Raw genomic sequence first — 22,032 nt, 5'->3', positions numbered from 1 at the left:
CCACAGACCCCTAACAGCCGACCGGCACACATTCGAACCGTTCGCCCGGCGGCTCATTTAAGGAGAAACGAAATGAACTGGGACATTATCGAAGGCAATTGGAAACAGGTTAAAGGCAAGGCCCAGGAACAGTGGGGCAAGCTGACCGACGACGACCTGGACCGGATCGAAGGCAATCGCGACCAGCTCGCAGGCAAGATCCAGGAGCTCTACGGCAAGTCGCGCGATGAAGCAGAGCGCGAAGTTGATGAGTGGGCAAGCCGCCACTAATCGTCAGATGTATGAAAAAGAGCCGGGCGATTTTTCGCCCGGCTCTTTTCGTTTGTGAATTTAGCCGGGGCCCTCGCAGGCCAGATCACCGGTGCTCAGACTTTCATGGCCGCTGCCGCCTTTGCGCGCGCTTCAATGCCTGACCAGTCGTCCGCTGCAATCGCCTTGGCATCCGCAATCCATGAACCGCCAACGCACAGGACGTTCGGCAGTTTGAGGTAATCGGGAGCCTTGTCGAGGCTGACACCGCCGGTGGGGCAGAACTTGGCCGCCGCCAGCGGCGAGGAGAGTGACTTCAGGTAAGACGCGCCACCCGCCTGTTCAGCCGGGAAGAATTTCAGCCTTTCGTATCCGCGTTCCAGCAGGAACATGACTTCCGATGCAGTCGCCGCACCAGGAAGCAGCGGCACGCTGTGCTGGTCTGCGGCATCCAGCAGGTTTGCGGTCGCGCCGGGGGAGACGATGAAGCGGGCGCCTGCAGAAACAGCAGCGTCATATTGCTTGCCGTCCAGCACGGTACCGGCACCGACAATCGCGCCTTCCACGTGCTCGTTGACCGCGTTGATCGCTTCCAGCGCACGGGCTGTGCGCAGTGTGATCTCGATAGCGGGCAGACCACCGCGCACAAGCGCTTCGGCCATGGGAACGGCTTTTTTAGGGTCGTCCACGATCAGCACCGGAATGACCGGCGCCGCGCACATTACCTTTTCGATCTTTTCAATGTCCTGGGCCATGTCGCCTCCAAAATCTCTTTCTTGTCGCCCCCACACCAAACCCGGCTGGAGCAGATCGCAAAACCTATCGTGCCAAATTCATCTGGCCGGTATGGGCCTGATCCTTAATCACCGAACACATGCGCGCCGGTATCGGCCGTGCCGACCGCGCCGCGGAAGGCGGCGAACAGGTCCCGGCCGGTGCCGAAGTGGCTCTCGCTCAGATCCGCTTCGGCCAGCGGGCGGGCGTTGAATTCGGCTTCGTCGACCAGCACTTCCAGCTTACCCGTCACCGCATCGACGCGGATCATGTCACCGTCGCGGATCCTGGCGATGGGGCCTCCGGCGGCAGCTTCCGGGGTCACGTGGATTGCCGCCGGCACCTTGCCGGATGCGCCGGACATGCGGCCGTCGGTAATCAGGGCGACCTTGTGGCCGCGATCCTGAAGGATGCCGAGGCAGGGCGTCAGCTTGTGCAGTTCCGGCATGCCGATCGCCTTCGGGCCCTGAAACCGAACCACGGCGGCAACGTCTCCCGTCAGTTCCTTGTTGTTGAAGGCTGTCAGGAAATCGTTCTGGTCGTGGAAGACGCGTGCCGGTGCCTCGATGATATGGCGTTCCTTGGCAACCGCCGAAATCTTGATGACGGCCTTGCCCATATTGCCGGTGAGCATCTTCAGGCCGCCGGTTGGCTGGAAGGCCTTTGACACCGGAGCGAGGACCGTCTCGTCTCCGGATGTTTCGGGAACTTCCTCGCGGTGCACGTTGCCGTCGGCATCCAGTTTGGCTTCCACGGTATAGCCGGACAGATCAGTACCGTAGACCGTCTTGACGTCCTGGTGCAGGTAGCCATCACCCAGGAGCTCGCGGATCAGGAAGGCCAGGCCACCGGCGGCCTGGAAGTGGTTCACGTCGGCCTTTCCGTTCGGATAGACGCGGGCCAGCAGCGGCACGACGTCGGACAGGTCGGAAATATCGTCCCAGGTCAGCTTGATGCCGGCGGCCGCCGCGATTGCCACCAGATGCATGGTGTGGTTGGTCGAACCACCGGTCGCGTGCAGGCCGACAACGCCGTTGACGATCGCCTTTTCGCTGATCACTTCGCCGGCCGGCGTGAACTCGTTGCCGAGCGCGGAAATCGCGATCGCGCGCTTGGCAGCTTCCCTTGTCAGGGCGTCGCGCAGCGGTGTGCCCGGATTGACGAAGGAAGCGCCCGGCATATGCAGGCCCATGATCTCCATCAGCATCTGGTTGGAGTTGGCAGTGCCGTAGAAGGTGCAGGTGCCCGGCGAATGGTAGGCACGGGATTCACTTTCCAGAAGGGCATCGCGGCTGACCTTGCCTTCGGCATAGAGCTGGCGGATTTTCGACTTCTCGTCGTTGGAGATGCCGGTCGGCATCGGACCAGCCGGGACGAACACCGCCGGCAGGTGGCCGAAAGAGAGGGCGGCGATCGCAAGGCCAGGCACGATCTTGTCGCAGATGCCGAGAAAGACGGCGGCATCGAACATCTGGTGCGACAGGCCGACGGCGGCTGCCATGGCAATCACGTCGCGGGAAAACAGCGACAGTTCCATGCCGTCCTGGCCCTGGGTGACGCCATCGCACATGGCCGGAACACCTCCGGCCACCTGGGCAACGGCGCCGATTTCATGGGCGGCATCGCGGATCAGGGCCGGATAGGTTTCGTAAGGCTGATGAGCCGACAGCATGTCGTTATAGGAGGTGATGATGCCGAGGTTCGGCACCACGTCGCCGGACAGGGCCTGCTTGTCGGAGAGGCCACAGGCGGCAAAACCATGGGCAAGGTTGCCGCAGGACAGGCGCGAGCGCTGCGGTCCCTTGTCAGCGGCCTTGCCGATGCGGTCCAGATATCTTGAGCGGCTGTCGTGACTGCGTTTGACGATCCGTTCGGTGACGTCGCCAATGCGATCCTGGATGGTCATTGCTTCAAATCCTTTGCTAGCCGCGTCGCGGCCTGGCTGGTCCTATGTCCGGCACATAGGGCGTTGCGGCATGCTTGCCGCTCTCTAATCGATTTAAGAGGCCGGAGACGCGCAAGGCCGGGCCTTGCGCGCAGTATCAGTTGCCGTCGTCTTCGGCCCAGGTGCGGCCGTCGCGCTCCACCAGCGCGATGGAGGCCGACGGGCCCCAGGTGCCGGCGGTATAGCCTTTCGGCGTTTCCTTGGAGGCAGCCCATGCAGCCTGGATCGGGTCGATCCATGCCCAGGCGGCGTCGACTTCGTCGCGGCGCATGAACAGGGTCTGGTTACCGCGGATCACGTCCATGATCAGGCGCTCGTAGGCATCCGGGTTACGCACCTTGAAGGCTTCGGCAAAACTCATGTCGAGTGGGACCTGGCGCAAACGCATGCCGCCGGGGCCGGGGTCCTTGATCATGATCTGCATCTGCACGCCTTCATCCGGCTGAAGGCGGATGATCAGGCGGTTGGCGGTTATGGCGCCGGCTTCAACGTCGAAGATCGAATGCGGGATCGGGCGGAACTGGACGACAATCTCCGACACACGCTGGGCAAGGCGCTTTCCGGTGCGCAGGTAGAAGGGCACGCCGGCCCAACGCCAGTTGGCGATTTCCGCCTTCAGGGCGACGAAGGTTTCCGTCCGGCTCTCGTTGTTTCCGAGTTCTTCCAGGTAGCCCGGAACCGCACCGCCGGCTGAAGCGCCCGCACGGTACTGGCCACGCACGGTCAGTTTGTCGATGCTCTGCTCGTCGATCGGGGCAAGGGCTTTCAGAACCTTCAGCTTCTCGTCACGCACGCTGTCGGCGTTCATGCTTTCCGGCGGCTCCATTGCCACCAGGCAGAGCAGCTGCAGGATGTGGTTCTGCACCATGTCGCGCAGAGCGCCTGCGGTATCGTAGTAGCCGGCGCGGCCACCCGTGCCGAGCGACTCGGCCACAGTGATCTGCACATGGTCGATATGTGCCGCATTCCAGAGCGGCTCGAACAGGGCGTTGGCAAAGCGCAGAGCCATCAGGTTCTGCACCGTTTCCTTGCCGAGATAGTGGTCGATACGGAAGATCTGGTCTTCCTTGAAGACGGCGCCGACGGTGTCGTTGAGCGCCCTGGCGGACTTGCCGTCCTTGCCGATGGGCTTTTCCATGACGACGCGGGAATGGTCGTTGACGACGCCGATGCGGCCGAGGTTCTCGGAGATCGTGCCGAACAGGTCCGGACCGACCGCAAGATAGAAGGCGCGGATGACATCGGGACGTTCATCCAGAATGGTTTTCAGATCCTCGAAGCCATCGCCGGTTGCGATGTCGATCTTGACGTAGCGCAGGCGCTTCAGGAACTGCTGCAGATGCTCGTCGTCCAGATCCTTGACGTGTTCTTCAAGCGCGGCTTTGGCATAGTCGCGATAGTCGTCGTCTGAATAGTCGCGGCGGGCGCTGCAGATGATGCGCGCGCTTTCCGGCATCTGGCCGTCGGCGTCGCGGTGGTAAAGGGCAGGCAGAAGCTTGCGGTGGGCAAGGTCTCCGGAGGCTCCGAAAACGACGAGGTCGAATTCTTCAACTTCAATGACGCGTACCGCCATAAACACATCCCTTCTCACAGCTGCCAGTCCGTGGGCCGCATCGGCCTGGACCGTTTTCGACTGCCTTTTAAATCGATTTAATTCTCTTGTCAGCCCCTCATTTCAGGGCCGACCACTCTTTTTCCAGTTCATTCCTGCGCGGCAGGTCGGCTCCGCGCCGGGAGCAGGTGATGGCCGCAGCCCCGACGGCAAAATCAAGAAGACGATTCAACTGGCCTGCGTCAAGGGCTGCAAGTGTCTCGCGGCTGGTGGCACCAAGATGCTTCAACCCGGCCAGCAGTGCCGCCTGGAAGGTGTCGCCCGCGCCGACCGTGTCTTCGACCGCCACCTTGATGCCCGGGCGGCTGACCTCGATGCCATTGGCAAAGGCGGTCGCACCGTCACCGCCACGCGTGACAATCACCAGCGAAGCCCCCATGCCCAGCCAGGTGCGGGCAATCGTCTCGACAGGTTCACCCGGAGCGATCAGGGCCAGATCCTCGTCGGACACTTTGACCACATCCGTCAACGGTACGAGGCTTTCGGTATTGCGGCGCCAGAGCGCCATGTCCGGCACCACGGTCGGACGGATGTTCGGGTCGAAAGAAACAAGCGTATGAGTCCGCTCGCGCTCGATCAATGCCTTGAAGGCGGCCGATACCGGCTCGACGAGCGCCGTATAGGATCCGATGTGAAGGAACTGCGGCGGTTCATCGAAATCCGGCAGATCGTCCACCGTAACCATGCGGTCGGCGGCGTTCTCGCCGTAGAATGTATAAGCGGGCGATCCGTGGTCGTCCTTCTGGACGAGGCTCAGCGTCGTCAGGTAATCGGTCCGCAGGATGTAGCGCTCCGAGACGCCTTCGCTCCGGAACTTCTGCACCAGCCGTTCACCGAGCGCATCGCGCGAGATGCCGCCGAAAAATCCTGCATCCTCTTCAAGGCGAGCAAGCCCCATGGCAACGTTGAAGGGTGAGCCGCCGATACGGGCGTCGAAAGAAACACTGTCGCCGGAACCGGCTTCGCCAAACAGGTCGAACAGTGCTTCACCGCAAATCAAAAACATATACGTTCAGGTCTTTCGTCGTTCCCTGAACCCGCCCCGATGGCGGGTTCGTGACTGTCTATCATTTTCCGGCTGCAGCAAATCTGACTACCGCCTCATCCTGAGGAGGGCCAATCGCCGTCTCGAAAGATGGGCTTCCGGCACCGAACTTGCCGCCCATCCTTCCAGACGAACCTGCCGGTTCTCCTCAGGATGAGGCGGGGAGCAGGAGGCGCCCGAAACAGGCGCCCCCGGTTTTCTTTCCAAGCCTAGGCCGCCAGAGTTTCCGGCGGATCCATGGCTCCGGTCATGATCGCCACCGCATCGGACATGGAAAAGTCCGACGGTTTGATGACACAGGCACGACTGCCCAGCCGGTGGATATGGATACGGTCGGCGACCTCGAAGACATGGGGCATGTTGTGACTGATCAGCACGATGGGCAAGCCCCTTTCCCTGACATCCTTGATCAGCTCCAGCACGCGCCGGCTTTCCTTGACGCCGAGAGCCGCAGTCGGTTCGTCCATGATCACCACCTTGGATCCGAAGGCAGCCGCCCGGGCCACCGCCACCCCCTGGCGCTGACCGCCGGAAAGCGTTTCGACGGCCTGGTTGATGTTCTGAATGGTGAGAAGGCCGAGCTCGTTCAGCTTTTCACGGGCGATCTCCTCCATCTTCTTTCGGTCCAGCTGGCGTAGCACGGAGCCCCGGAAGCCGGGTTTCTTCAGCTCCCGGCCCATGAACATGTTGTCGGTGATCGACAGGGCAGGGGACATTGCCAGGGTCTGATAGACGGTCTCGATGCCGGCTTCCCGGGCGTCGATAGGCGAGGTGAAGTGAACGGGCTTGCCGTCGAGCAGGATCTCGCCGCCATCAGGCTGCACGGCACCGCTGAGAGCCTTGATCAGGGTGGATTTGCCCGCCCCGTTGTCGCCGATCACGGCGAGGATCTCGCCCGGGTAGAGTTCGAAATCCGCTCGGTCCATAGCCACAACACGGCCGTAGCGCTTGACCAGTTTACGCGCTTGCAGGACAGGTTCCATCACACAGATACCTTTCTGATCCATTGGTCGATCGCGACCGCGCCGATGATGAGAATGCCGATCAGCAGATAGGTCCACTGCGCATCCGCGCCGAGCAGGCGCAGGCTGAGCGTGAACACACCGACGATGAGCGCGCCGAACAGGGTGCCGAGCACGGAGCCGCGCCCGCCGAAGAGCGAAATGCCGCCGATCACCACGGCAGTGATGGATTCGATGTTGGCCAACTGACCGGTGGTGGGCGAAACCGAGCCGATGCGGCCGATCATGGCCCAGCCGGCAAAGGCGCAGATGAGGCCGGACAGCATGTAGACCGAAATCAGCACCTTCTTCACCTGCACGCCCGAAAGCTGCGCGGCTTCCGGATCGTCGCCGACGGCGTAGACATGCCGTCCCCAGGCGGTCTGTCGCAGCGAATAGGCCAGAACCAGCACCAGAACCACCATGAAGATGACGCCATAGGTGAAAATGGCGCCGCCGACATTGACCTTGTTGCCGAAGAACTGAAGCAGCGGTGCGACTTCTGCGATTTCCTGCGACCGGATGGTTTCGTTGGCCGAATAGAGGAAGTTGGTGGCAAGCACGATCTGCCACATGCCGAGCGTCACGATGAAGGGAGGCAGTTTGACAATGGCGACAAGAAAGCCGTTGAGATAGCCGCACAAGGTGCCGCAGATCAGCCCGCAGACGATGGAAATCTCCACCGGCAGGCCGTATCGGAAGGTGAATTGCCCCATCACGACGGATGACAGCACCATGATGGCACCGACCGACAGGTCGATGCCGGCGGTCAGGATAACGAGGCTCTGTGCCGCGGCCACGATGCCGACAATCTGGACCTGCTGCAGAATCAGTGTCAGTGCGAAGGGGGAGAACAGTTTCGATCCGAGCAGAAGCCCGAAGACGATAAGGGAGATTACCAGAACGATCAGTGGAACCAGTGATGGGGTCTGGTGCAGCGTGTGCTGGATTTTTTGCCCGATTCCATGACGTTCGTCATCGAATGAGGCGACGGCTTGCGGCCCGGAGGCCAACGCGGATTCGTAATCCGCCGGCCCGTTTGCCGTTTTGCTATCTAAGGTCATGCCCGTTTAACCTTCTTTGCGCCGGTTTTGAAAAAAGGGGCAAGGTTGCCCATGCCCCTTTCGATCTCGCTTAAAGGTGCCTTAGCCCCAGCACAGATCCGTGCCCTTGGCGGTGTCGATGGAATCAACCCCTTCGACCGGCTTGTCGGTCACAAGGGCCACACCGGTGTCGAAGAAGTCCTTGCCCGGGGTCGGCTCCGGCTTTGTGCCATTGTCAGCCCAGGCCTTGATCGCCTCGATGCCGAGCGATGCCATCAGCAATGGGTACTGCTGCGAGGTCGCGCCGATGACGCCGTCCTTGACGTTCTGAACGCCCGGGCAGCCGCCGTCGACAGACACGATCAGCACGTCGTTTTCGCGGCCGATGGCCTTCAGGGCTTCATAGGCCCCCGCGGCTGCCGGTTCGTTGATCGTGTAGACCACGTTGACCATCGGGTCCTTGGCGAGCAGGTTTTCCATGGCCTTGCGGCCGCCTTCCTCGTTGCCCGCGGTCACGTCGTTGCCCACGATGCGCGGATCGGTTTCATCACCCCATTTGTTCGGGTCGCCCAGGTCGATACCGAAGCCCTGCAGGAAGCCCTGGTCGCGCAGCACGCCGACGGTCGGCTGGCTGATGCCGAGGTCGAGCATTGCGATCTTGGCATTGGCTGCCTCGTCGCCCAGGCTGGCTGCGGCCCACTGGCCGATCAGCTCACCGGCCTTGAAGTTGTCGGTGGCGAAGGTTGCGTCGGCCGCGTCAATCGGGTCGAGCGGAGTGTCGAGTGCAATCACCAGAAGACCGGCGTCGCGAGCCTGCTGCACTGCCGGCACGATGGACGAGGTGTCGGATGCGGTCAGCAGGATGCCCTTGGCGCCGTCGGCAATGCAGGTTTCAATCGCTGCTACCTGGGTTTCATGGTCGCCGTCGATCTTGCCGGCAAAGGACTTCAGCTCGATGCCGAGTTCTTCAGCCTTCGCGGTGGCGCCTTCCTTCATTTTCACGAAGAACGGGTTGGTGTCCGTCTTGGTGATGAGACAGGCGGAGACGTCTGCTGCGGCTGCCGGTGCGGCAGCCATTGCGGCGAGAACGGAACCGGTGGCGAGTAGTTTGCGGATCATTTGCGTTTTTCCTCCCTGGCCAATTCAGGTTGAACGGTTGGGTGCGGCCAGATGTGACCCCAACCGTGCTGCCCGTGCCGGAAAGCTGGCTCTATCCTCCGAGCTGCCAGCCCCGGCGGGTCCGGTGTCTTTCCCGCCCGTCAGGATCGCTGCCCTGGGCGAGAAATTGAAAAATTGCGGCAGACTGGCTGCGCCGATGGCGCCAGCGTCATGGCCGAAGCTGCCGATCTCGATGTCCGGCGACAGCCGTTTTTCCGGCGCGGCTTTCTCGACCGCCTTCCTCAGGGCGGTGCGAAAAGCCTCCGGGAACGGGCCGCCGAGATCGCCGTCGAGAACGACCAGTGGAACATCCAGAAGCGCATAGGCCGAGCGCAGGGCAAGCGCGAGCGCTTCGGCGCAGTCTTCCAGCCATTCAGTGTATTTCGGGTGGTCGGTTTCCACCGCGTGCTGAAGGTCGGAGCGATTGAGCTTTGCAAAATCCTCCGGCGACATGTGCCGGGCAAGCGCCACCAGCGATGCGCGGGTCAAAAGCAGGTCCCAGGAATTGCGGGCCTTCGGCGCGGTGGTCAGCGTGCTTGGCGGCACGGGGATCATGGCGACGTCGCCCGCATTGCCGGACACGCCCCTCACGACATCCCCTTTCAGGATCAGGCCGCCACCGATGGCAGGTCCGAGGAACAGATAGACAAAATTGTCGTTCTGCCGGCCAAGCCCGTAGAAGAGTTCGGCCACGGCCGCCGCCGTGCCGTCATTCTCGCTGAACACGGGCAGGTCCGTGGCTTTTTCCAGGGCGTCGGCAAGATCGAAATCTTCCCACTTCATGAAATCGGCCTGGGGCAGGCCGAGTTCGTGCAGCCATGCGCCGAGGTTGAACGGTTGTGCCAGGCCGATGCCGGTGATGCGGGACTGGTCTTCCTTGCTCAGGTTCTGACGCAGGAAATCCAGGTCGTCCTTCAGGATTTCCAGCGCCTGTTCCGGCGCGGGCAGTATCATGTCATGCAGCCGGCGCGCGATCAGCTGACCGGAAAAATCCATCAGCACGGTTTCCATGTTGGTACGGTCGAGCCGCACCCCGAAGGAAAAGGCGCCACGCGGGGCAAGACGAAGGATGGTGGCCGGTTGTCCGCGGCTGCCGTCGTGGCGCTTGCCGGCTTCCACGATCAAACCTTCCTCAATGAGGTTCTGGATGATGGCGCCGATGGCCGCGTTGGTCAGCTGTACTGCCCGGGCGAGTTCTGCCTTGGAGGCCTCACCAGCACGTCGAAGGATCTGAAGTACGATGCGCTCGTTATACCGACGCAATTGCGCGGAATTCGAACCACGGCCGCTTTTGCGCGTGTCCTCCACCAGTCTTGCTCCTCCCCAGGAACTGCCTGCTCTTGTCGGCGGCATCAGAATAAATAAGTGTGATAAAATTATTCGCTTATGTGGCCCGGCTGTCAATCGCAATCTGTTTTGCAATGCACGTTTTTCGTATTGTGGCGCGGTAAGTGGCTGCGCAATAACACGAAAAAATTTTCCCGGCCTCGGTAACAATTTTCCGGCAAGGACCGGTCTGGCGCTTCCTCGGTGCAGGCGAATGCACAAGGACGAATGGCGGTTTGCTTTTCAGCTCTATCGTGCAGGATATCCTACCACACCTTCGTGAAATCGTTGCCGGAGCTTTCAACATCCGTATTGTCGGGGAAGGACGAGAATCGGAGATAAAAAATGCCGGCCACACATGATGAAGCGTTTCTGGAACGGGCGATTGCCGCCGGGGCGGGCGAGCGCCCTGCCGATCTGGTGATCAGGAATGTCAGCCTGTTCAGCGTTGTCGATGGGTCGACGATTGAAACGGATATTGCGATCGTCGGTGACAGGATCGTCGGCACACACGGGCAGTATGAAGCCGCGGAAACCATTGATGGCAGCGGGCTGACTGCAGTTCCGGGCTTCATCGACACGCATCTTCATGTGGAATCGTCTCTGGTGACGCCGTTCGAGTTCGACCGCTGCGTTCTTCCACACGGTGTCACCACCGCCATTTGCGACCCGCATGAGATCGCAAATGTACTGGGTGCCGAAGGGATCCGTTATTTCCTGGACAGTTCTCTGGAAACGGTGATGGACCTCAAGGTCAATCTCTCGTCCTGCGTTCCCGCAACGGCTTTTGAGACAGCCGGGGCCTGCCTGGAGATCGAGGACCTGCTGCCGTTCCGCGGTCATCCGAGTGTGATCGGCCTTGCCGAATTCATGAATTTTCCAGGTGTGCTTGCGCGCGATCCCAAGGTGCTGGCGAAGCTTGCCGCCTTTCAGGACGGTCATATCGACGGCCATGCGCCTCTGCTTCAGGGCATCGGCCTCAACGGTTATCTGGCCGCAGGCATCCGCACCGACCACGAGGCAACCTCCGCCGAGGAGGCGCTGGAAAAGCTCGCCAAAGGCATGACGATCCTGATGCGGGAAGGCTCCGTTTCCAAGGACCTGGAAGCGCTGGCTCCGATCCTGACACCGGATGTTTCGGCTTTCGTCGCGCTGTGCACGGACGACCGCAATCCGCTCGATATTGCCGAGGAAGGCCACCTCGACAGCATGATCCGCCGCCTGATCGCCAAGGGCATCCGCCCGCTGGACGCCTATCGGACCGCGAGCTGGTCGGCGGCCAATGCCTTTGGCCTGAAAGACAGGGGCGTGATTGCGCCGGGCAAGCGCGCAGACATTGCGCTGTTGAGTGACTTTGCCGATTGCCGTGTGGCGCAAGTGATCTGCGGCGGTGTTCAGGCGACGGACGAAGCTTTTGCAAAAAGAACCATCGTCCCGCCGGTTGGCCTCGACAGCGTGCATGTCGATGAGGTCACCGCGTCAAAGTTCGATATACCGGCGCGCAACAGCGAGGCCGACGTTATCGGTGTGGTGCCGGGCAGGATTATCACTGAACACCTGAAGCGCACCTTGCCGGTGACCGGCGGCAAGACGCTGGCCGATCTTGATCAGGATGTGCTGAAGGTCGCCGTCGTGGAGCGGCACAAGGGCACTGGCAACATTGGCCTCGGTTTCGTCAATGGTTTCGGCATGAAACAGGGCGCAATTGCTTCGTCCGTCGGCCATGACAGCCACAACATCTGCGTGGTCGGCGCGGATGAGGAAGCCATGGCCCACGCGGTCAACCGGGTGATCGCCATGAAGGGTGGATTTGCGGTTGCCGACAAGGATGGTGTGAAAGCCGAACTTGCCCTGCCGCTGGCGGGACTGATGAGCCTGGAGCCGTTCGAAACGGTGAAGGAGGAACTGGAGCACCTTCGCGCCGCCGCCAAGGATCTCGGCTGTACGCTGGCCGAACCGTTTCTGCAGGTCGCCTTCCTGCCTTTGCCGGTCATTCCGCATCTGAAGATCACCGATTTCGGCGTCTTCGATGTCAACAAGTTCGAACTGGTGGATCAAGGGAGCTGAAACAGGTCTTTCGATGATCCTCACTCTTGCCGTTTCCGGATACCGCTCGCTACGCGACATCGTCTTGCCGCTCGACCGCATCACCCTGGTGACGGGTGCGAACGGCAGCGGCAAGTCGAGCCTTTACCGGTCGGTCCGTTTGCTGGCGGAAGTCTCGCAAGGCCAGGCGATCGCCTCGCTGGCAGCGGAAGGTGGCCTCAATTCGACGCTCTGGGCAGGGCCTGAAGCTTTTTCCAGGGCGATGAAAAAGGGCGAAGTGCCGGTTCAGGGAACCGTGCGCAAGGGCGTGGTCAGTCTGAAGCTCGGCTTTGCCGATGAGGATTACGGCTATGCGATAGATCTCGGTCTGCCGGCGGACGCCGGGCGGTCGCTGTTTTCCATGGATCCGGAAATCAAGGCCGAGGCTCTTTGGGCCGGCGAAGCCTTGTCCCGCTCGAACGAGATCGCGGCCAGAAACGGCCCGACGGTTCGGGTTCTCAACAGCCAGGGGCAGCGCATACCGGTTTTCCAAAACCTTGCCCGCTTCGACAGCATGATGACCCATGCCGCCGATCCGAAAGACGGTCTGGAACTTCTGGTCATGCGCGAACGCATGCGCGCCTGGCGTTTTTATGATCACCTGCGCACCGACAGGGACGCTCCCGCGCGGTTTCCCAAGATAGGAACACGGACACCTGTGCTGAGCGGGGATGGCGGGGATCTGGCCGCCGCTCTTCAGACCATCCAGGAAATTGGTGACGAGCGGGCCCTGGAAGAGGCTGTCGATGACGCATTCCCCGGAGCATCCGTCAGGATTTCGGTCAACGACGGCTATTTTGAACTGCTGATGCAGCAAAAGGGGCTGTTGCGGGAGCTGCGGGCCAGTGAACTGTCTGACGGAACGCTCCGGTATCTCCTGTTGACGGCGGCGCTCCTGTCGCCGCGCCCGGCGCCCTTGGTGGTGTTGAACGAGCCTGAAACCAGCCTTCATCCGGCATTGCTGGAGCCTCTCGCCCGCCTGATTGCACGGGCCGCGGAAAAGACGCAGGTGATCGTCGTTTCCCACGCGGAAGAACTGGTGTCCGTGCTGTCGTCGGAAAGAGGCTGCATGCGCTACGATCTGCGCAAGGAACTTGGCGAGACGGTTGTGGATGGCGCTGATGCACCTCGCTGGAACTGGCCAAAGAGATAAACGGGCGGTTTTGCACTGCCGTCGATAAGTTTTTGATTTGACGTCTCTATTGCCAATTGGCTCAGCAGGCTTATCTTAATCGGATGGTTCTTCGCGCGCAAAAAAATGACGAGGTGTCGTTACGTCGCGAGTTGACGTGAACGGAAGGTTGCGTCATGTCAGGAAAGACCCAAAGAGGTAACGCCTCATTGGTGGCCGGGCCCTGGAGGAGGACCATTTCGTGCCAAGGATACAGTCCGGATCGCGAAATTTCAGGATGAAGGCCCGTCCGCGCAGTGAGGCGATAAAGCGCGTTGGAGAACGTAATGACGACTGCGGAGGAGTGGAACGCGGCGTTCAAGCCCCGTCCAGTACACGAGTATCTCGAAACGACTGTTGCGGAACATGGCGCCCGTCCTGCCTGTGATTTCATGGGCAAGGTGTGGACCTATGCCGAAATCGGCGCGCTGGTCGACAGGACAGCGGCCGGTCTTCAGGCGATGGGGGTCGGGCCAGGTGTGCACGTCGGCCTCTGCCTGCCCAATACGCCCTACTACACGATCTTTTACTTCGCGGTTCTGAAAATCGGTGGCACGGTCGCCAACTTCAATCCGCTTTATGTCGAGCGCGAATTGTCCTTCCAGGCGCGTGATGCCGATGTGCGCATCATGGTGACCATGGACCTTAAGGTGATCTATGACAAGGTCGAGGAGGTGCGCAAGGAACGCGCGCTCGACAAGATCATCGTGTGCCCGATGGCCTGGTGTCTGCCGACGGTCAAGAAGGTGCTGTTCAGCCTGTTCAAGCGAAAGGAACTGGCGGACATTCCCCGTGATGACGACCATATCCGTTTCGAGGACCTGCAGACGAGGGGAGACAAGCCCAAGCCGGTTGCAATCGATCCGGCCAACGATGTTGCGGTTCTGCAGTATACCGGTGGCACTACCGGCGTTCCCAAGGGCGCCATGCTGACGCACAAGAACCTGTCCGCCAATATCGAGCAGATGCGCTGCGTATTTGAAAAGGCGCGGCCGGGCGAAGAAAAGATGTTGTGCGTACTGCCGTTCTTCCACGTGTTCGCGATGACGGTGGCGCAAAATCTGTCGATCATCCTGGGTGCCGAAATGGTGCTGCAGCCACGGTTTGAGCTAAAGTCCCTGCTGGAAGCGGTCAAGCGCAAGAGAGTGACCCTGTTCCCGGGGGTGCCGACAATCTACACAGCCATCAACAATTCGCCCATGACCGCGAATTACGATCTTACCAGCATCAAGATCTGTCTGTCGGGTGGTGCACCGTTGCCGGTCGAGGTGAAGGAAAGCTTCGAAAAGATCACGGGCTGTATTCTGGTTGAAGGTTACGGCCTCACCGAAACGTCTCCTGTCGCAGCGGTTAATCCGCTGGACGACAGCCGCCGGGCGGGGTCCATCGGTAGGCTGGTGCCCGGCACCAGTGCCCGGTTCGTCAGTATCGAGGACCGCGAAACCGAGGTTCCGGCTGGCGAAAAGGGTGAATTGCTGTTGCATGGTCCTCAGGTGATGAAAGGCTACTGGAAGCGGCAGGAAGCGACTGCCGAAACCATCACCCAGGACGGTTATCTGCATACGGGCGATGTCGGTTATCAGGATGATGGCGGCTTCATTTATCTGGTCGACCGGATCAAGGACCTGATCCTGTGCTCAGGCTACAACGTCTATCCGCGTGTCATCGAGGAAGCGATCTACCAGCATGAGGCGGTCGACGAAACCATCGTCATTGCCGTGCCCGACGCCTATCGAGGCCAGACCCCGAAAGCCTTCATCAAGTTGAAGGAAGGCTACTCGCTCACGGCCGACGACATGAAGGTCTTCCTGAAGAACCATCTGTCGGCGATCGAACTGCCGCGTGACTATGAATTCCGCGACGAACTGCCGAAAACCATGGTCGGCAAGTTGTCGAAAAAGGAACTGGTCGAGGAAGAAGCCCAGAAACGGGCCGAGGCCGAAGCCCGGAGCGCCTGAGCGCTGGGCCGTCGAAAGCAGCCGAAGCGCCTTCAACAAAGCGCTTCAGCCGGCGGAGACCGGGGTTTGCATACGGATCTGCTGCGAGGAAATGTCTGTGCGGTGGCCAGGGGGGCAAGGCTTCGCTGGTTCACGGACCTTTTGCGAGGATCCCGCCCCGGCCGCTTCAAAGTGTCTTCAGATAATCCTGAAATTCCTTGCCGGTCTCTACGGGAAACCGGGTGTCGGTGATCTGGTATGCCTTGATGCGGTCGAGCCGGAAATTGCGGAAGCCGTCGCGCATTTCGCACCAGGCGGTCAGCACCCAGACACTTTCAAACGCGGTCAACCCCAATGGACGGGTGAGGCGGTCACTGACGCGGTCTTGCATGTCGCTGTAGCCGAGGTGCACCTTGCGCCGATTGCGGATGGCATCGCGCAGAGGTGTAAGAGTGCCCTGGCCTTGTGCAGAGGCGGCCTTGCCGACGGCAAGCAGCGGACGGTTCAACGAGCGTTCTCCTTCGGACAACACGGCACCGAGTTTGCCAAGCACCCGTTCGGCGGTCTCGCGCATGTCTGCATCGCCGCGTGCCTTGACCATCCGGATGCCGAGCAGGATGACATCCAGTTCGTCCGGGTCGAACTGCATCGGCGGCAGGAAATAGCCGCGCTCGAGAATGTAACCGACCCCGCCTTCGCCGCGAATGGGAGCGCCCATCGCTTTCAACGTTGCCATGTCCCGATAAATCGTGCGTTCCGTTACGCCCAGCAGATCGGCGAGCATGGCTGCCGGAACCGCGCTCCTGCGGCTGCGCAGAGTATCCAGGATCGAAAACAGCCTGATGGTTCGCATGGGACGTCGGTCTCCGGCCGGTTCTGTAAGGTGCTTGCGGCAACGCGCTTGCCACTGGGAGTTTCCAGGCGATCATAGCCACATTCCCCTGACAGAAACTGTCTCTGAAGATGTCTATAGAGCGGGCAGCTCAAACACGAAAGGACATCTCATGCTGCGAAAAGACCAGGGACCGATGAAAGTGATGGGCTTTGCCCGCTATGACGCAAAACCAGGCGTCGGAGCGCCTGAGCTGATTGCTGCTGCCCGCCAGTGGCAGAAGGAGTTCCTGAGCCACCAGCCGGGCGTCGCCTTTCACTGCTTTTTGGGAAATGCATCGGGTGGATATGCCGACGCGATTCTGGCCAGGGACGAGGCCAGTTTTGCGGCCATGTCCGAAGCGCATATGCAGGCGCCGAGTTCCAGGGCTTTCGTGGATCTTCTGGATCCCGGCAGCATTCGCCTGTGTCTCAACCGCCTGATGGAGGACCTCGACGCGGTGCCGGAGGGGTTTGCGGCAATCGAGTTCGGTACGTTTCGCCCCAAGGATGACGGCAGCTTTTCCGAAGAGGTGCTGATGGCGGCATCCCGGCGGATCGAGCAGGAATATCTTGCTACCTTGCCGGAAACACGGGCACATCTGATGGCGCGGGCAGGGGAGAATGCCTACTCGGAAATCTGCTTCGTCGAGACAGAAGGTGCTGCCCGCGAGATCTGCGGAGGCTATGTCTTGTCAGCAGCCTGTGCATCACTTCTGAGCCTGTTTGACCCTGCCAGCGTCGATCTGGATTTCTGGCATGTGCTCGCCTGAGCGGGCCGAAAGACAGATCGCCCGAGGCTCTAGTTGTTGTAACCGCGTCCGTCCGAGGCCCGGGCCAGTTTCTGGCCGCGTTTTGCCTCGCGGCGGACGGTATAGATCGAGGCCGCAATGATGACCGCGGCCCCGGCCAGCGTTTCCACGCGCGGCCACTGGTGGAACACAAGGGCGCCGAAAATGGTGGCGTAGAGAAGCCGGGTGTAATCCAGCGAGGCAATGGCCGTGGCTTCGCCTGCGCGAAAGGCCTGGATATTGGCCATCTGGGCCGCCCAGGACACGATGCCGATCCCCAGGAGCAACCCCCACTGTTCCAGGGTTGGTGTCTGCCATGTCAGGATGGCTGGAATGATCATGATCAGCCCGACACCGAAGGCCTGGTAGGTCAGGATGGTGACCGGGGGATCGGTGCGCGTCAGCAGGCGGACAACGATCATCACCAGGCCGGCGCAGGCAGCGCCAGCAATGGCAAGCAGCGCATAGGGATCGATCAGCCCATCGCCCTGCGGCCGCAGCATCAGGACAACTCCCAGAAAGCCGACGATGGTTGCGCCCCAACGATGAACGCCGACAGTTTCTCCCAGAAACCAGATGGCGAAGATCGTCAGGAAAAAGGTTTTGGAGAAGCTGATCGCCGTGGCATCGGCCAGCGGCAGCTCGATGACCGCAGTGAAGCCGCAGAGCATGGCCGTGGCGGCGACAACGATACGGGTCAGCTGCAGTCCGGGACGCTTCGTCGCCAGCGACGTGGGCAGGCCACTGAGGATCTTCGGGGTCACGATCGCAAGCATGATACCCTGGCGGATTACCAGGATCTGGAACACCGTCAGGTCCTTGCCGAGCAACTTGATCAGGGTGACCATGATCGAGAACAGAAAGGCGGCCAGCAGGATCCAGAGCGCGCCGATCGTGTTTGACGGCAGGTTCTCCGTCAGGCTTGTCATCTTGCGCCGAAGACGGTTGCCGGTTGCCTCGGGAGGCTCCGGTTGTTGGGTGGGCATGTCCATCGTGGATCCTTGCCGGAGGGTATGCGGATGCGGCGGCGCGTTTTGGCCGGAGCACGGGCAAGACTCGGATAAGGCTGTTTGTTGCAGTTGAAACAAGCTTAGCGCTTTTCACCCAGAAGGAAAGAGGGCGGGTGTTTGCCTTTGCAAGCGGTTGCAAATTAAACTGCGCCGATCAGGGAGGAAGGCAATGGAAAAAATCCAGACACAGGGCGTGCACCACATCACTCTGGTGGGGGCAGACAGGCAGACTTCCATCGATTTCTGGGAAGGCCTGCTGGGAATGCCTTTCGTTTTCGAACAACCCAATCTGGACGATGCAAACCAGAGCCACCTCTATTTCGATCCGGGCGACGGCCGATTGATTACGATCTTCACCAATGAAGACCGCAAACCGGACCCGGAGCCGGCTCCCCAGACCATCGGTTGCGTCCATCATCTGGCGCTTGCCGTGTCGCAGGCCACCTTCCGGCAAATTGCGGAGCGTCTTGATGCACGCGGCATATCGCATAGCGGTCCGAAGGATCGTGGCTTCATGGATTCCATCTATTTCCGCGATCCGCTCGGACTGTTGATCGAGCTTGCCAGCTACCGCTTCGTGCCGCCGGAAGGCGTGGCCATGGGCGAGGTGATGCTCGAGGCGCACAAGATCCGCGTCGCGCGCGGCGACTACAACATCCAGGAAGTCCACCTCGCGGATGCGATCGAGCAACTGACACGCGAAACGAGACGTAGTCTGTCGGACGACCGGAGCCCCAGGAACCCTTACAAACGGTAAGGGCAATGGCCTGACGCCGCCACTGCCTGTCGTTCTTTTCGAGCGCTTGCAAATTCGCTTGCGCGCGACTGTGAATCATGATGATGAGCTGCGTCCGTAGCCTTGTATCCAGGCGGGACTGCAACCCGAGTTGCGCTCTCCGACAGGCCATGCAATGCTCGGAAACAACGTCGTTTGGGAAATGCTCCAGCAAGGGGCTCCAGGGTTTTTTTGAATGACAATTGCTAAGAAGGGGCGTTCCCTGGCCGCAGCCGATATCATCGGTTGGCGTGAAATCGTGAGTCTGCCCGAACTTGGCGTTTTCGACATGCGTGCCAAGATCGACACCGGTGCACGCACCTCCGCACTTCATGCCGAAGAGCAGGAAGTGTTCGAGCGCGACGGCCGGACCTGGGTACGGTTCCGAGTACCGGCCTCACGTCATCACAGCGATTTCCGGGCTGAAGTTCCGGTTCTGGACGAACGCAACATCAAGAATACGAGTGGTGTTCCGGAGAGGCGGATCGTCATCCGGACGTTGCTTCATCTTGGAAAACATCACTGGCATGTGGATGTGTCACTCGCGGACAGATCGAACATGGGGTTCGACATGATCCTCGGCCGGACGGCAATCCGGCGGCACAATGTGCTGGTGCATGCGGGCCGGTCTTTCCTGGCGGGAAAGCCCGCTTTGGCGACAAAACACTAGGGTGTGGACCCATAAATGAAGATGAAATGGTTTGAGGCGGATTGGTCTGCCTCAAGGCGTGGAAGCGCAGGAAATGTGGCTCATTTTCAAGCTTACGCAACGCTGAGGAGGACCAATCCGGTCAAATCCGAAGGACATGAAAATGGCTTCACCGCGTGTCGTCAGCGTGCTTGACCGGGCAGAAAGCCCGCCCGGCGCACTCTTCCTAACGCCGTTTCGCCATTTCTCATGCAATTTCGTCTTCATTCATGGGTCTACACCCAAAGCCGCGCGTTTACGCGGCAGAAAACAATCATTCACTGAACATTCGGTGTCGCAACACCGTTCGGAACAAGGCTGAGACGGAGGGACTTGAACCAATGAAGATTGCTATGATGGCACGGAATCCCGACCTCTATTCGCACAAGCGCCTGAAGGATGCTGCCGAAGAGCGCGGTCACGAGCTGGAAATCATCAACACGCTGCGCTGCTACATGAACATCGCCTCGCGGCGACCGGAGATCTACTACAATGGCGAAAAGCTGACCGGTTTCGACGCGGTTATCCCGAGGATCGGTGCCTCGGTCACTTTCTACGGGTTGGCGGTGCTTCGTCAGTTCGAGATGATGGGCGTATACCCATTGAATGAGTCCGTTGCCATCGGCCGGTCGCGGGACAAGCTGCGGTCGATGCAGTTGCTTGCCCGCGACGGCATCGGCCTGCCGGTGACGACCTTCGCCCACGATCCGAAGATGACCGAGGAAGTGCTGGCTACCGCCGGCGGTGCCCCGGTGGTGATCAAGCTGCTGGAAGGCACACAGGGTATCGGCGTGGTTCTTGCCGATACCGAGCGTTCGGCCAAGTCGGTCATCGAGGCGTTTCGAGGCGCCAATGTGAACATTCTGGTGCAGGAATTCATCAAGGAAGCGGGTGGGACGGACATCCGCGCGCTGGTCGTTGGCGGCAAGGTCATCGCCGCCATGAAACGGACGGGCGCCGAAGGCGAATTCCGCTCCAACCTGCACCGTGGCGGCAGTGCGGCCGCCATCAAGATCTCGCCCGAGGAACGTTCGACCGCCATTCGCGCGGCGAAGACCATGGGGCTGAACGTCTGCGGTGTCGACATGCTGCGATCCAATCACGGACCGGTGGTGATGGAGGTCAATTCCTCGCCCGGGCTGGAAGGCGTTGAAAAGGCGACCGGTATTGATGTTGCCGGCAAGATCATCGACTTTATTGCCAAGAATGCCCAGGTTGGCAAAACCAAGACCAAGGGACGCGGTTGACCACAAAAGTGAAAGCCTTCGAGATCGGCGAGCACAAGATCGCGCCGGGAACCCGGCGTACGATCGATCTTCCGGTCAGCGTGCTGTCGGATCATACGCCCGTGACGATGTCCGTGCATGTTCTGCACGGAAGCAGACCGGGGCCGGTCATGTTCGTCAGTGCGGCGGTTCACGGCGATGAAGTCATTGGCGTGGAAATCGCGCGCCGGGTCCTGAAGGCGCCACAGCTTGAAATCCAGGAGCTGGACAAGTTCAAGGGCACGCTGTTGGTCATCCCGATCGTCAATGCCTTCGGTTTTCTGAACCATTCGCGGTACCTGCCGGACAGACGCGATCTGAACCGCTCGTTTCCCGGCAGTCTGCGCGGTTCGCTGGCCGGGAGACTGGCGCAACTGTTCATGAGCGAGATCGTCAACCGGTCGGACTATGGCATCGACCTGCATTCGGCGGCCATTCACCGGACAAACCTGCCGCAGATCCGCGTTTCGCCTTCACGTGCAGACACGCTGGCGCTTGCGAAAGCTTTTGGTGCCCCGGTCATCCTCACTTCCAAGGTCCGCGACGGGTCCCTGCGTCAGGCGGCACAATTGAAGGGGACGGACGTGCTGGTGTTCGAGGCAGGCGAGGGGCTGCGGTTCGATGAAATGGCGATCCGGGCAGGGGTATCCGGTGTTCTGCGGGTGATGCGTGAACTGAAGATGGTGGGGGCCAAAGGCATCACACGGCCGAAGGCACGTTCGATTCTCAGCAAGACGAGCTACTGGGTCCGTTCGCCGGCCGGGGGACTGTTGCGGCCGTTCAAATCGGTCGGCGATGTTGTCGAACCCGGCATGCTGCTTGGCATCACCTCTGATCCATTCGGCGAGAAGGAACGGAACGTGCTGGCTGAACTGGGTGGGCTCATCGTGGGCAGAACCAACCTGCCCGTGGTCAACGAAGGGGACGGGTTGTTTCATATCGCCGAGTTCAACGAACGCTACGACGCGGAAACAACTCTCGACAGCCTCGCCTCGCAGCTTGAGGCAGATCCGCTGTTTGACGAGGACGAAATTATCTAGAGGCAGCCCGGTTTCAGCGCGTCTGCGGACGACCAGCAGCTCATCCGACCACCGCCTCATCCTGAGGAGGGCCGGGGGTCTGTTTCGAAGCAGGGGCAACAAACACCGGATTTGCCGCCAAAATCCGGGAAAGAGCGAACCGTCTCTGCACCAGCCGCCCGCCTGGAAAAACAATTGTACGAAGTAGAGTTGTCCAAACCTCTGGCCACGTCGGCTTTCGGGCACTATGTTGATGAAAACCGGCGCT

General features: G+C 60.6%; 19 protein-coding genes. 9 read left to right on the top strand and 10 right to left on the bottom strand.

Annotated features, from left to right (window positions below; all coding sequences use genetic code 11):
- The first annotated feature begins 72 nt into the window (after positions 1 to 72).
- Positions 73 to 270 (top strand): CsbD family protein, encoded by a 198-nt coding sequence (locus ACYQ54_RS04465; protein ID WP_460079732.1) that lies wholly within the window; start codon positions 73 to 75, stop codon positions 268 to 270.
- Between the two features lie 95 nt (positions 271 to 365).
- Here ACYQ54_RS04465 and eda read toward each other — a convergent pair whose 3' ends face one another.
- The 8 genes from eda to ACYQ54_RS04425 form a co-directional block, all read right to left on the bottom strand.
- A complete protein-coding gene (eda, locus tag ACYQ54_RS04460) occupies positions 366 to 1,004 on the bottom strand; it encodes a bifunctional 4-hydroxy-2-oxoglutarate aldolase/2-dehydro-3-deoxy-phosphogluconate aldolase (RefSeq protein WP_460079730.1) in 639 nt (212 codons plus the stop codon).
- Between the two features lie 104 nt (positions 1,005 to 1,108).
- Positions 1,109 to 2,929 (bottom strand): phosphogluconate dehydratase, encoded by a 1,821-nt coding sequence (edd, locus tag ACYQ54_RS04455; RefSeq protein WP_460079728.1) that lies wholly within the window; start codon positions 2,927 to 2,929, stop codon positions 1,109 to 1,111.
- Positions 2,930 to 3,065: 136 nt separating this feature from the next.
- Positions 3,066 to 4,541, bottom strand: a complete 1,476-nt coding sequence (zwf, locus tag ACYQ54_RS04450; protein ID WP_460079727.1) for a glucose-6-phosphate dehydrogenase — start codon at positions 4,539 to 4,541, stop codon at positions 3,066 to 3,068.
- 97 nt (positions 4,542 to 4,638) lie between these two features.
- Positions 4,639 to 5,586 carry a carbohydrate kinase family protein gene (locus ACYQ54_RS04445; protein ID WP_460079725.1) on the bottom strand — a complete coding sequence of 316 codons (948 nt, stop codon included), beginning with the start codon at positions 5,584 to 5,586 and terminating at the stop codon, positions 4,639 to 4,641.
- Positions 5,587 to 5,834: 248 nt separating this feature from the next.
- Positions 5,835 to 6,632 (bottom strand): ATP-binding cassette domain-containing protein, encoded by a 798-nt coding sequence (locus tag ACYQ54_RS04440; RefSeq protein WP_460079724.1) that lies wholly within the window; start codon positions 6,630 to 6,632, stop codon positions 5,835 to 5,837.
- Positions 6,608 to 7,690: an ABC transporter permease gene (locus ACYQ54_RS04435; protein WP_460079722.1), complete on the bottom strand. Its 1,083-nt coding sequence runs from the start codon at positions 7,688 to 7,690 to the stop codon at positions 6,608 to 6,610. Before ACYQ54_RS04435 ends, ACYQ54_RS04440 begins: the two co-directional genes overlap by 25 nt.
- Before the next feature lie 81 nt (positions 7,691 to 7,771).
- Complete coding sequence (locus tag ACYQ54_RS04430; protein WP_460079720.1) at positions 7,772 to 8,788, bottom strand: substrate-binding domain-containing protein; 1,017 nt, start codon at positions 8,786 to 8,788, stop codon at positions 7,772 to 7,774.
- Between the two features lie 24 nt (positions 8,789 to 8,812).
- Complete coding sequence (locus ACYQ54_RS04425; protein ID WP_460079718.1) at positions 8,813 to 10,135, bottom strand: ROK family transcriptional regulator; 1,323 nt, start codon at positions 10,133 to 10,135, stop codon at positions 8,813 to 8,815.
- A gap of 363 nt (positions 10,136 to 10,498) precedes the next feature.
- On the opposite strand from ACYQ54_RS04425, the gene ade reads away from it, so the two are divergent.
- The 3 genes from ade (at position 10,499) to ACYQ54_RS04410 (ending at position 15,367) form a co-directional block, all read left to right on the top strand.
- Positions 10,499 to 12,220 (top strand): adenine deaminase, encoded by a 1,722-nt coding sequence (ade, locus tag ACYQ54_RS04420; RefSeq protein ID WP_460079715.1) that lies wholly within the window; start codon positions 10,499 to 10,501, stop codon positions 12,218 to 12,220.
- A 13-nt stretch (positions 12,221 to 12,233) separates the two neighbouring features.
- The gene (locus ACYQ54_RS04415) at positions 12,234 to 13,391 is read left to right on the top strand and encodes an AAA family ATPase (protein ID WP_460081675.1); all 1,158 of its coding nucleotides are present in this window, start codon (positions 12,234 to 12,236) and stop codon (positions 13,389 to 13,391) included.
- A gap of 305 nt (positions 13,392 to 13,696) precedes the next feature.
- Positions 13,697 to 15,367, top strand: a complete 1,671-nt coding sequence (locus tag ACYQ54_RS04410) for a long-chain-fatty-acid--CoA ligase (protein WP_460079714.1) — start codon at positions 13,697 to 13,699, stop codon at positions 15,365 to 15,367.
- A gap of 166 nt (positions 15,368 to 15,533) precedes the next feature.
- Here ACYQ54_RS04410 and ACYQ54_RS04405 read toward each other — a convergent pair whose 3' ends face one another.
- Positions 15,534 to 16,199 (bottom strand): helix-turn-helix transcriptional regulator, encoded by a 666-nt coding sequence (locus ACYQ54_RS04405; RefSeq protein WP_460079712.1) that lies wholly within the window; start codon positions 16,197 to 16,199, stop codon positions 15,534 to 15,536.
- Between the two features lie 151 nt (positions 16,200 to 16,350).
- Here ACYQ54_RS04405 and ACYQ54_RS04400 point away from each other — a divergent pair, with 151 nt between their 5' ends.
- Positions 16,351 to 16,989: a hypothetical protein gene (locus ACYQ54_RS04400; RefSeq protein WP_460079710.1), complete on the top strand. Its 639-nt coding sequence runs from the start codon at positions 16,351 to 16,353 to the stop codon at positions 16,987 to 16,989.
- Between the two features lie 29 nt (positions 16,990 to 17,018).
- Here ACYQ54_RS04400 and ACYQ54_RS04395 read toward each other — a convergent pair whose 3' ends face one another.
- Positions 17,019 to 17,993 carry a DMT family transporter gene (locus ACYQ54_RS04395; RefSeq protein WP_460079708.1) on the bottom strand — a complete coding sequence of 325 codons (975 nt, stop codon included), beginning with the start codon at positions 17,991 to 17,993 and terminating at the stop codon, positions 17,019 to 17,021.
- A gap of 193 nt (positions 17,994 to 18,186) precedes the next feature.
- Here ACYQ54_RS04395 and ACYQ54_RS04390 point away from each other — a divergent pair, with 193 nt between their 5' ends.
- The 4 genes from ACYQ54_RS04390 to ACYQ54_RS04375 all read left to right on the top strand — a co-directional run bounded on the left by ACYQ54_RS04390 (position 18,187) and on the right by ACYQ54_RS04375 (position 21,785).
- Positions 18,187 to 18,774, top strand: a complete 588-nt coding sequence (locus ACYQ54_RS04390) for a VOC family protein (protein ID WP_460079706.1) — start codon at positions 18,187 to 18,189, stop codon at positions 18,772 to 18,774.
- Between the two features lie 214 nt (positions 18,775 to 18,988).
- Positions 18,989 to 19,462 carry an ATP-dependent zinc protease family protein gene (locus ACYQ54_RS04385; protein ID WP_460079704.1) on the top strand — a complete coding sequence of 158 codons (474 nt, stop codon included), beginning with the start codon at positions 18,989 to 18,991 and terminating at the stop codon, positions 19,460 to 19,462.
- Positions 19,463 to 19,821: 359 nt separating this feature from the next.
- A complete protein-coding gene (gene rimK, locus ACYQ54_RS04380; RefSeq protein ID WP_460079702.1) occupies positions 19,822 to 20,727 on the top strand; it encodes a 30S ribosomal protein S6--L-glutamate ligase in 906 nt (301 codons plus the stop codon).
- Complete coding sequence (locus ACYQ54_RS04375) at positions 20,724 to 21,785, top strand: succinylglutamate desuccinylase/aspartoacylase family protein (RefSeq protein ID WP_460079700.1); 1,062 nt, start codon at positions 20,724 to 20,726, stop codon at positions 21,783 to 21,785. Before rimK ends, ACYQ54_RS04375 begins: the two co-directional genes overlap by 4 nt.
- The last annotated feature ends 247 nt before the right edge of the window (positions 21,786 to 22,032 follow it).

The organism is Roseibium sp. LAB1, assembly GCF_054658235.1.
This window is presented reverse-complemented; position numbering and strand designations above follow the sequence as displayed.

Coding starts and splice junctions, on each gene's coding strand:
- edd (WP_460079728.1), bottom strand. CDS start 2,929: ATGACCATCCAGGATCGCATTGGCGACGTCACCGAACGGATCGTCAAA.
- zwf (WP_460079727.1), bottom strand. CDS start 4,541: ATGGCGGTACGCGTCATTGAAGTTGAAGAATTCGACCTCGTCGTTTTC.
- ade (WP_460079715.1), top strand. CDS start 10,499: ATGCCGGCCACACATGATGAAGCGTTTCTGGAACGGGCGATTGCCGCC.
- ACYQ54_RS04390 (WP_460079706.1), top strand. CDS start 18,187: ATGGAAAAAATCCAGACACAGGGCGTGCACCACATCACTCTGGTGGGG.
- ACYQ54_RS04410 (WP_460079714.1), top strand. CDS start 13,697: ATGACGACTGCGGAGGAGTGGAACGCGGCGTTCAAGCCCCGTCCAGTA.
- ACYQ54_RS04465 (WP_460079732.1), top strand. CDS start 73: ATGAACTGGGACATTATCGAAGGCAATTGGAAACAGGTTAAAGGCAAG.
- ACYQ54_RS04435 (WP_460079722.1), bottom strand. CDS start 7,690: ATGACCTTAGATAGCAAAACGGCAAACGGGCCGGCGGATTACGAATCC.
- ACYQ54_RS04415 (WP_460081675.1), top strand. CDS start 12,234: ATGATCCTCACTCTTGCCGTTTCCGGATACCGCTCGCTACGCGACATC.
- ACYQ54_RS04400 (WP_460079710.1), top strand. CDS start 16,351: ATGCTGCGAAAAGACCAGGGACCGATGAAAGTGATGGGCTTTGCCCGC.
- ACYQ54_RS04440 (WP_460079724.1), bottom strand. CDS start 6,632: ATGGATCAGAAAGGTATCTGTGTGATGGAACCTGTCCTGCAAGCGCGT.
- ACYQ54_RS04385 (WP_460079704.1), top strand. CDS start 18,989: ATGACAATTGCTAAGAAGGGGCGTTCCCTGGCCGCAGCCGATATCATC.
- ACYQ54_RS04445 (WP_460079725.1), bottom strand. CDS start 5,586: ATGTTTTTGATTTGCGGTGAAGCACTGTTCGACCTGTTTGGCGAAGCC.
- eda (WP_460079730.1), bottom strand. CDS start 1,004: ATGGCCCAGGACATTGAAAAGATCGAAAAGGTAATGTGCGCGGCGCCG.
- ACYQ54_RS04405 (WP_460079712.1), bottom strand. CDS start 16,199: ATGCGAACCATCAGGCTGTTTTCGATCCTGGATACTCTGCGCAGCCGC.
- rimK (WP_460079702.1), top strand. CDS start 19,822: ATGAAGATTGCTATGATGGCACGGAATCCCGACCTCTATTCGCACAAG.
- ACYQ54_RS04430 (WP_460079720.1), bottom strand. CDS start 8,788: ATGATCCGCAAACTACTCGCCACCGGTTCCGTTCTCGCCGCAATGGCT.
- ACYQ54_RS04395 (WP_460079708.1), bottom strand. CDS start 17,993: ATGCCCACCCAACAACCGGAGCCTCCCGAGGCAACCGGCAACCGTCTT.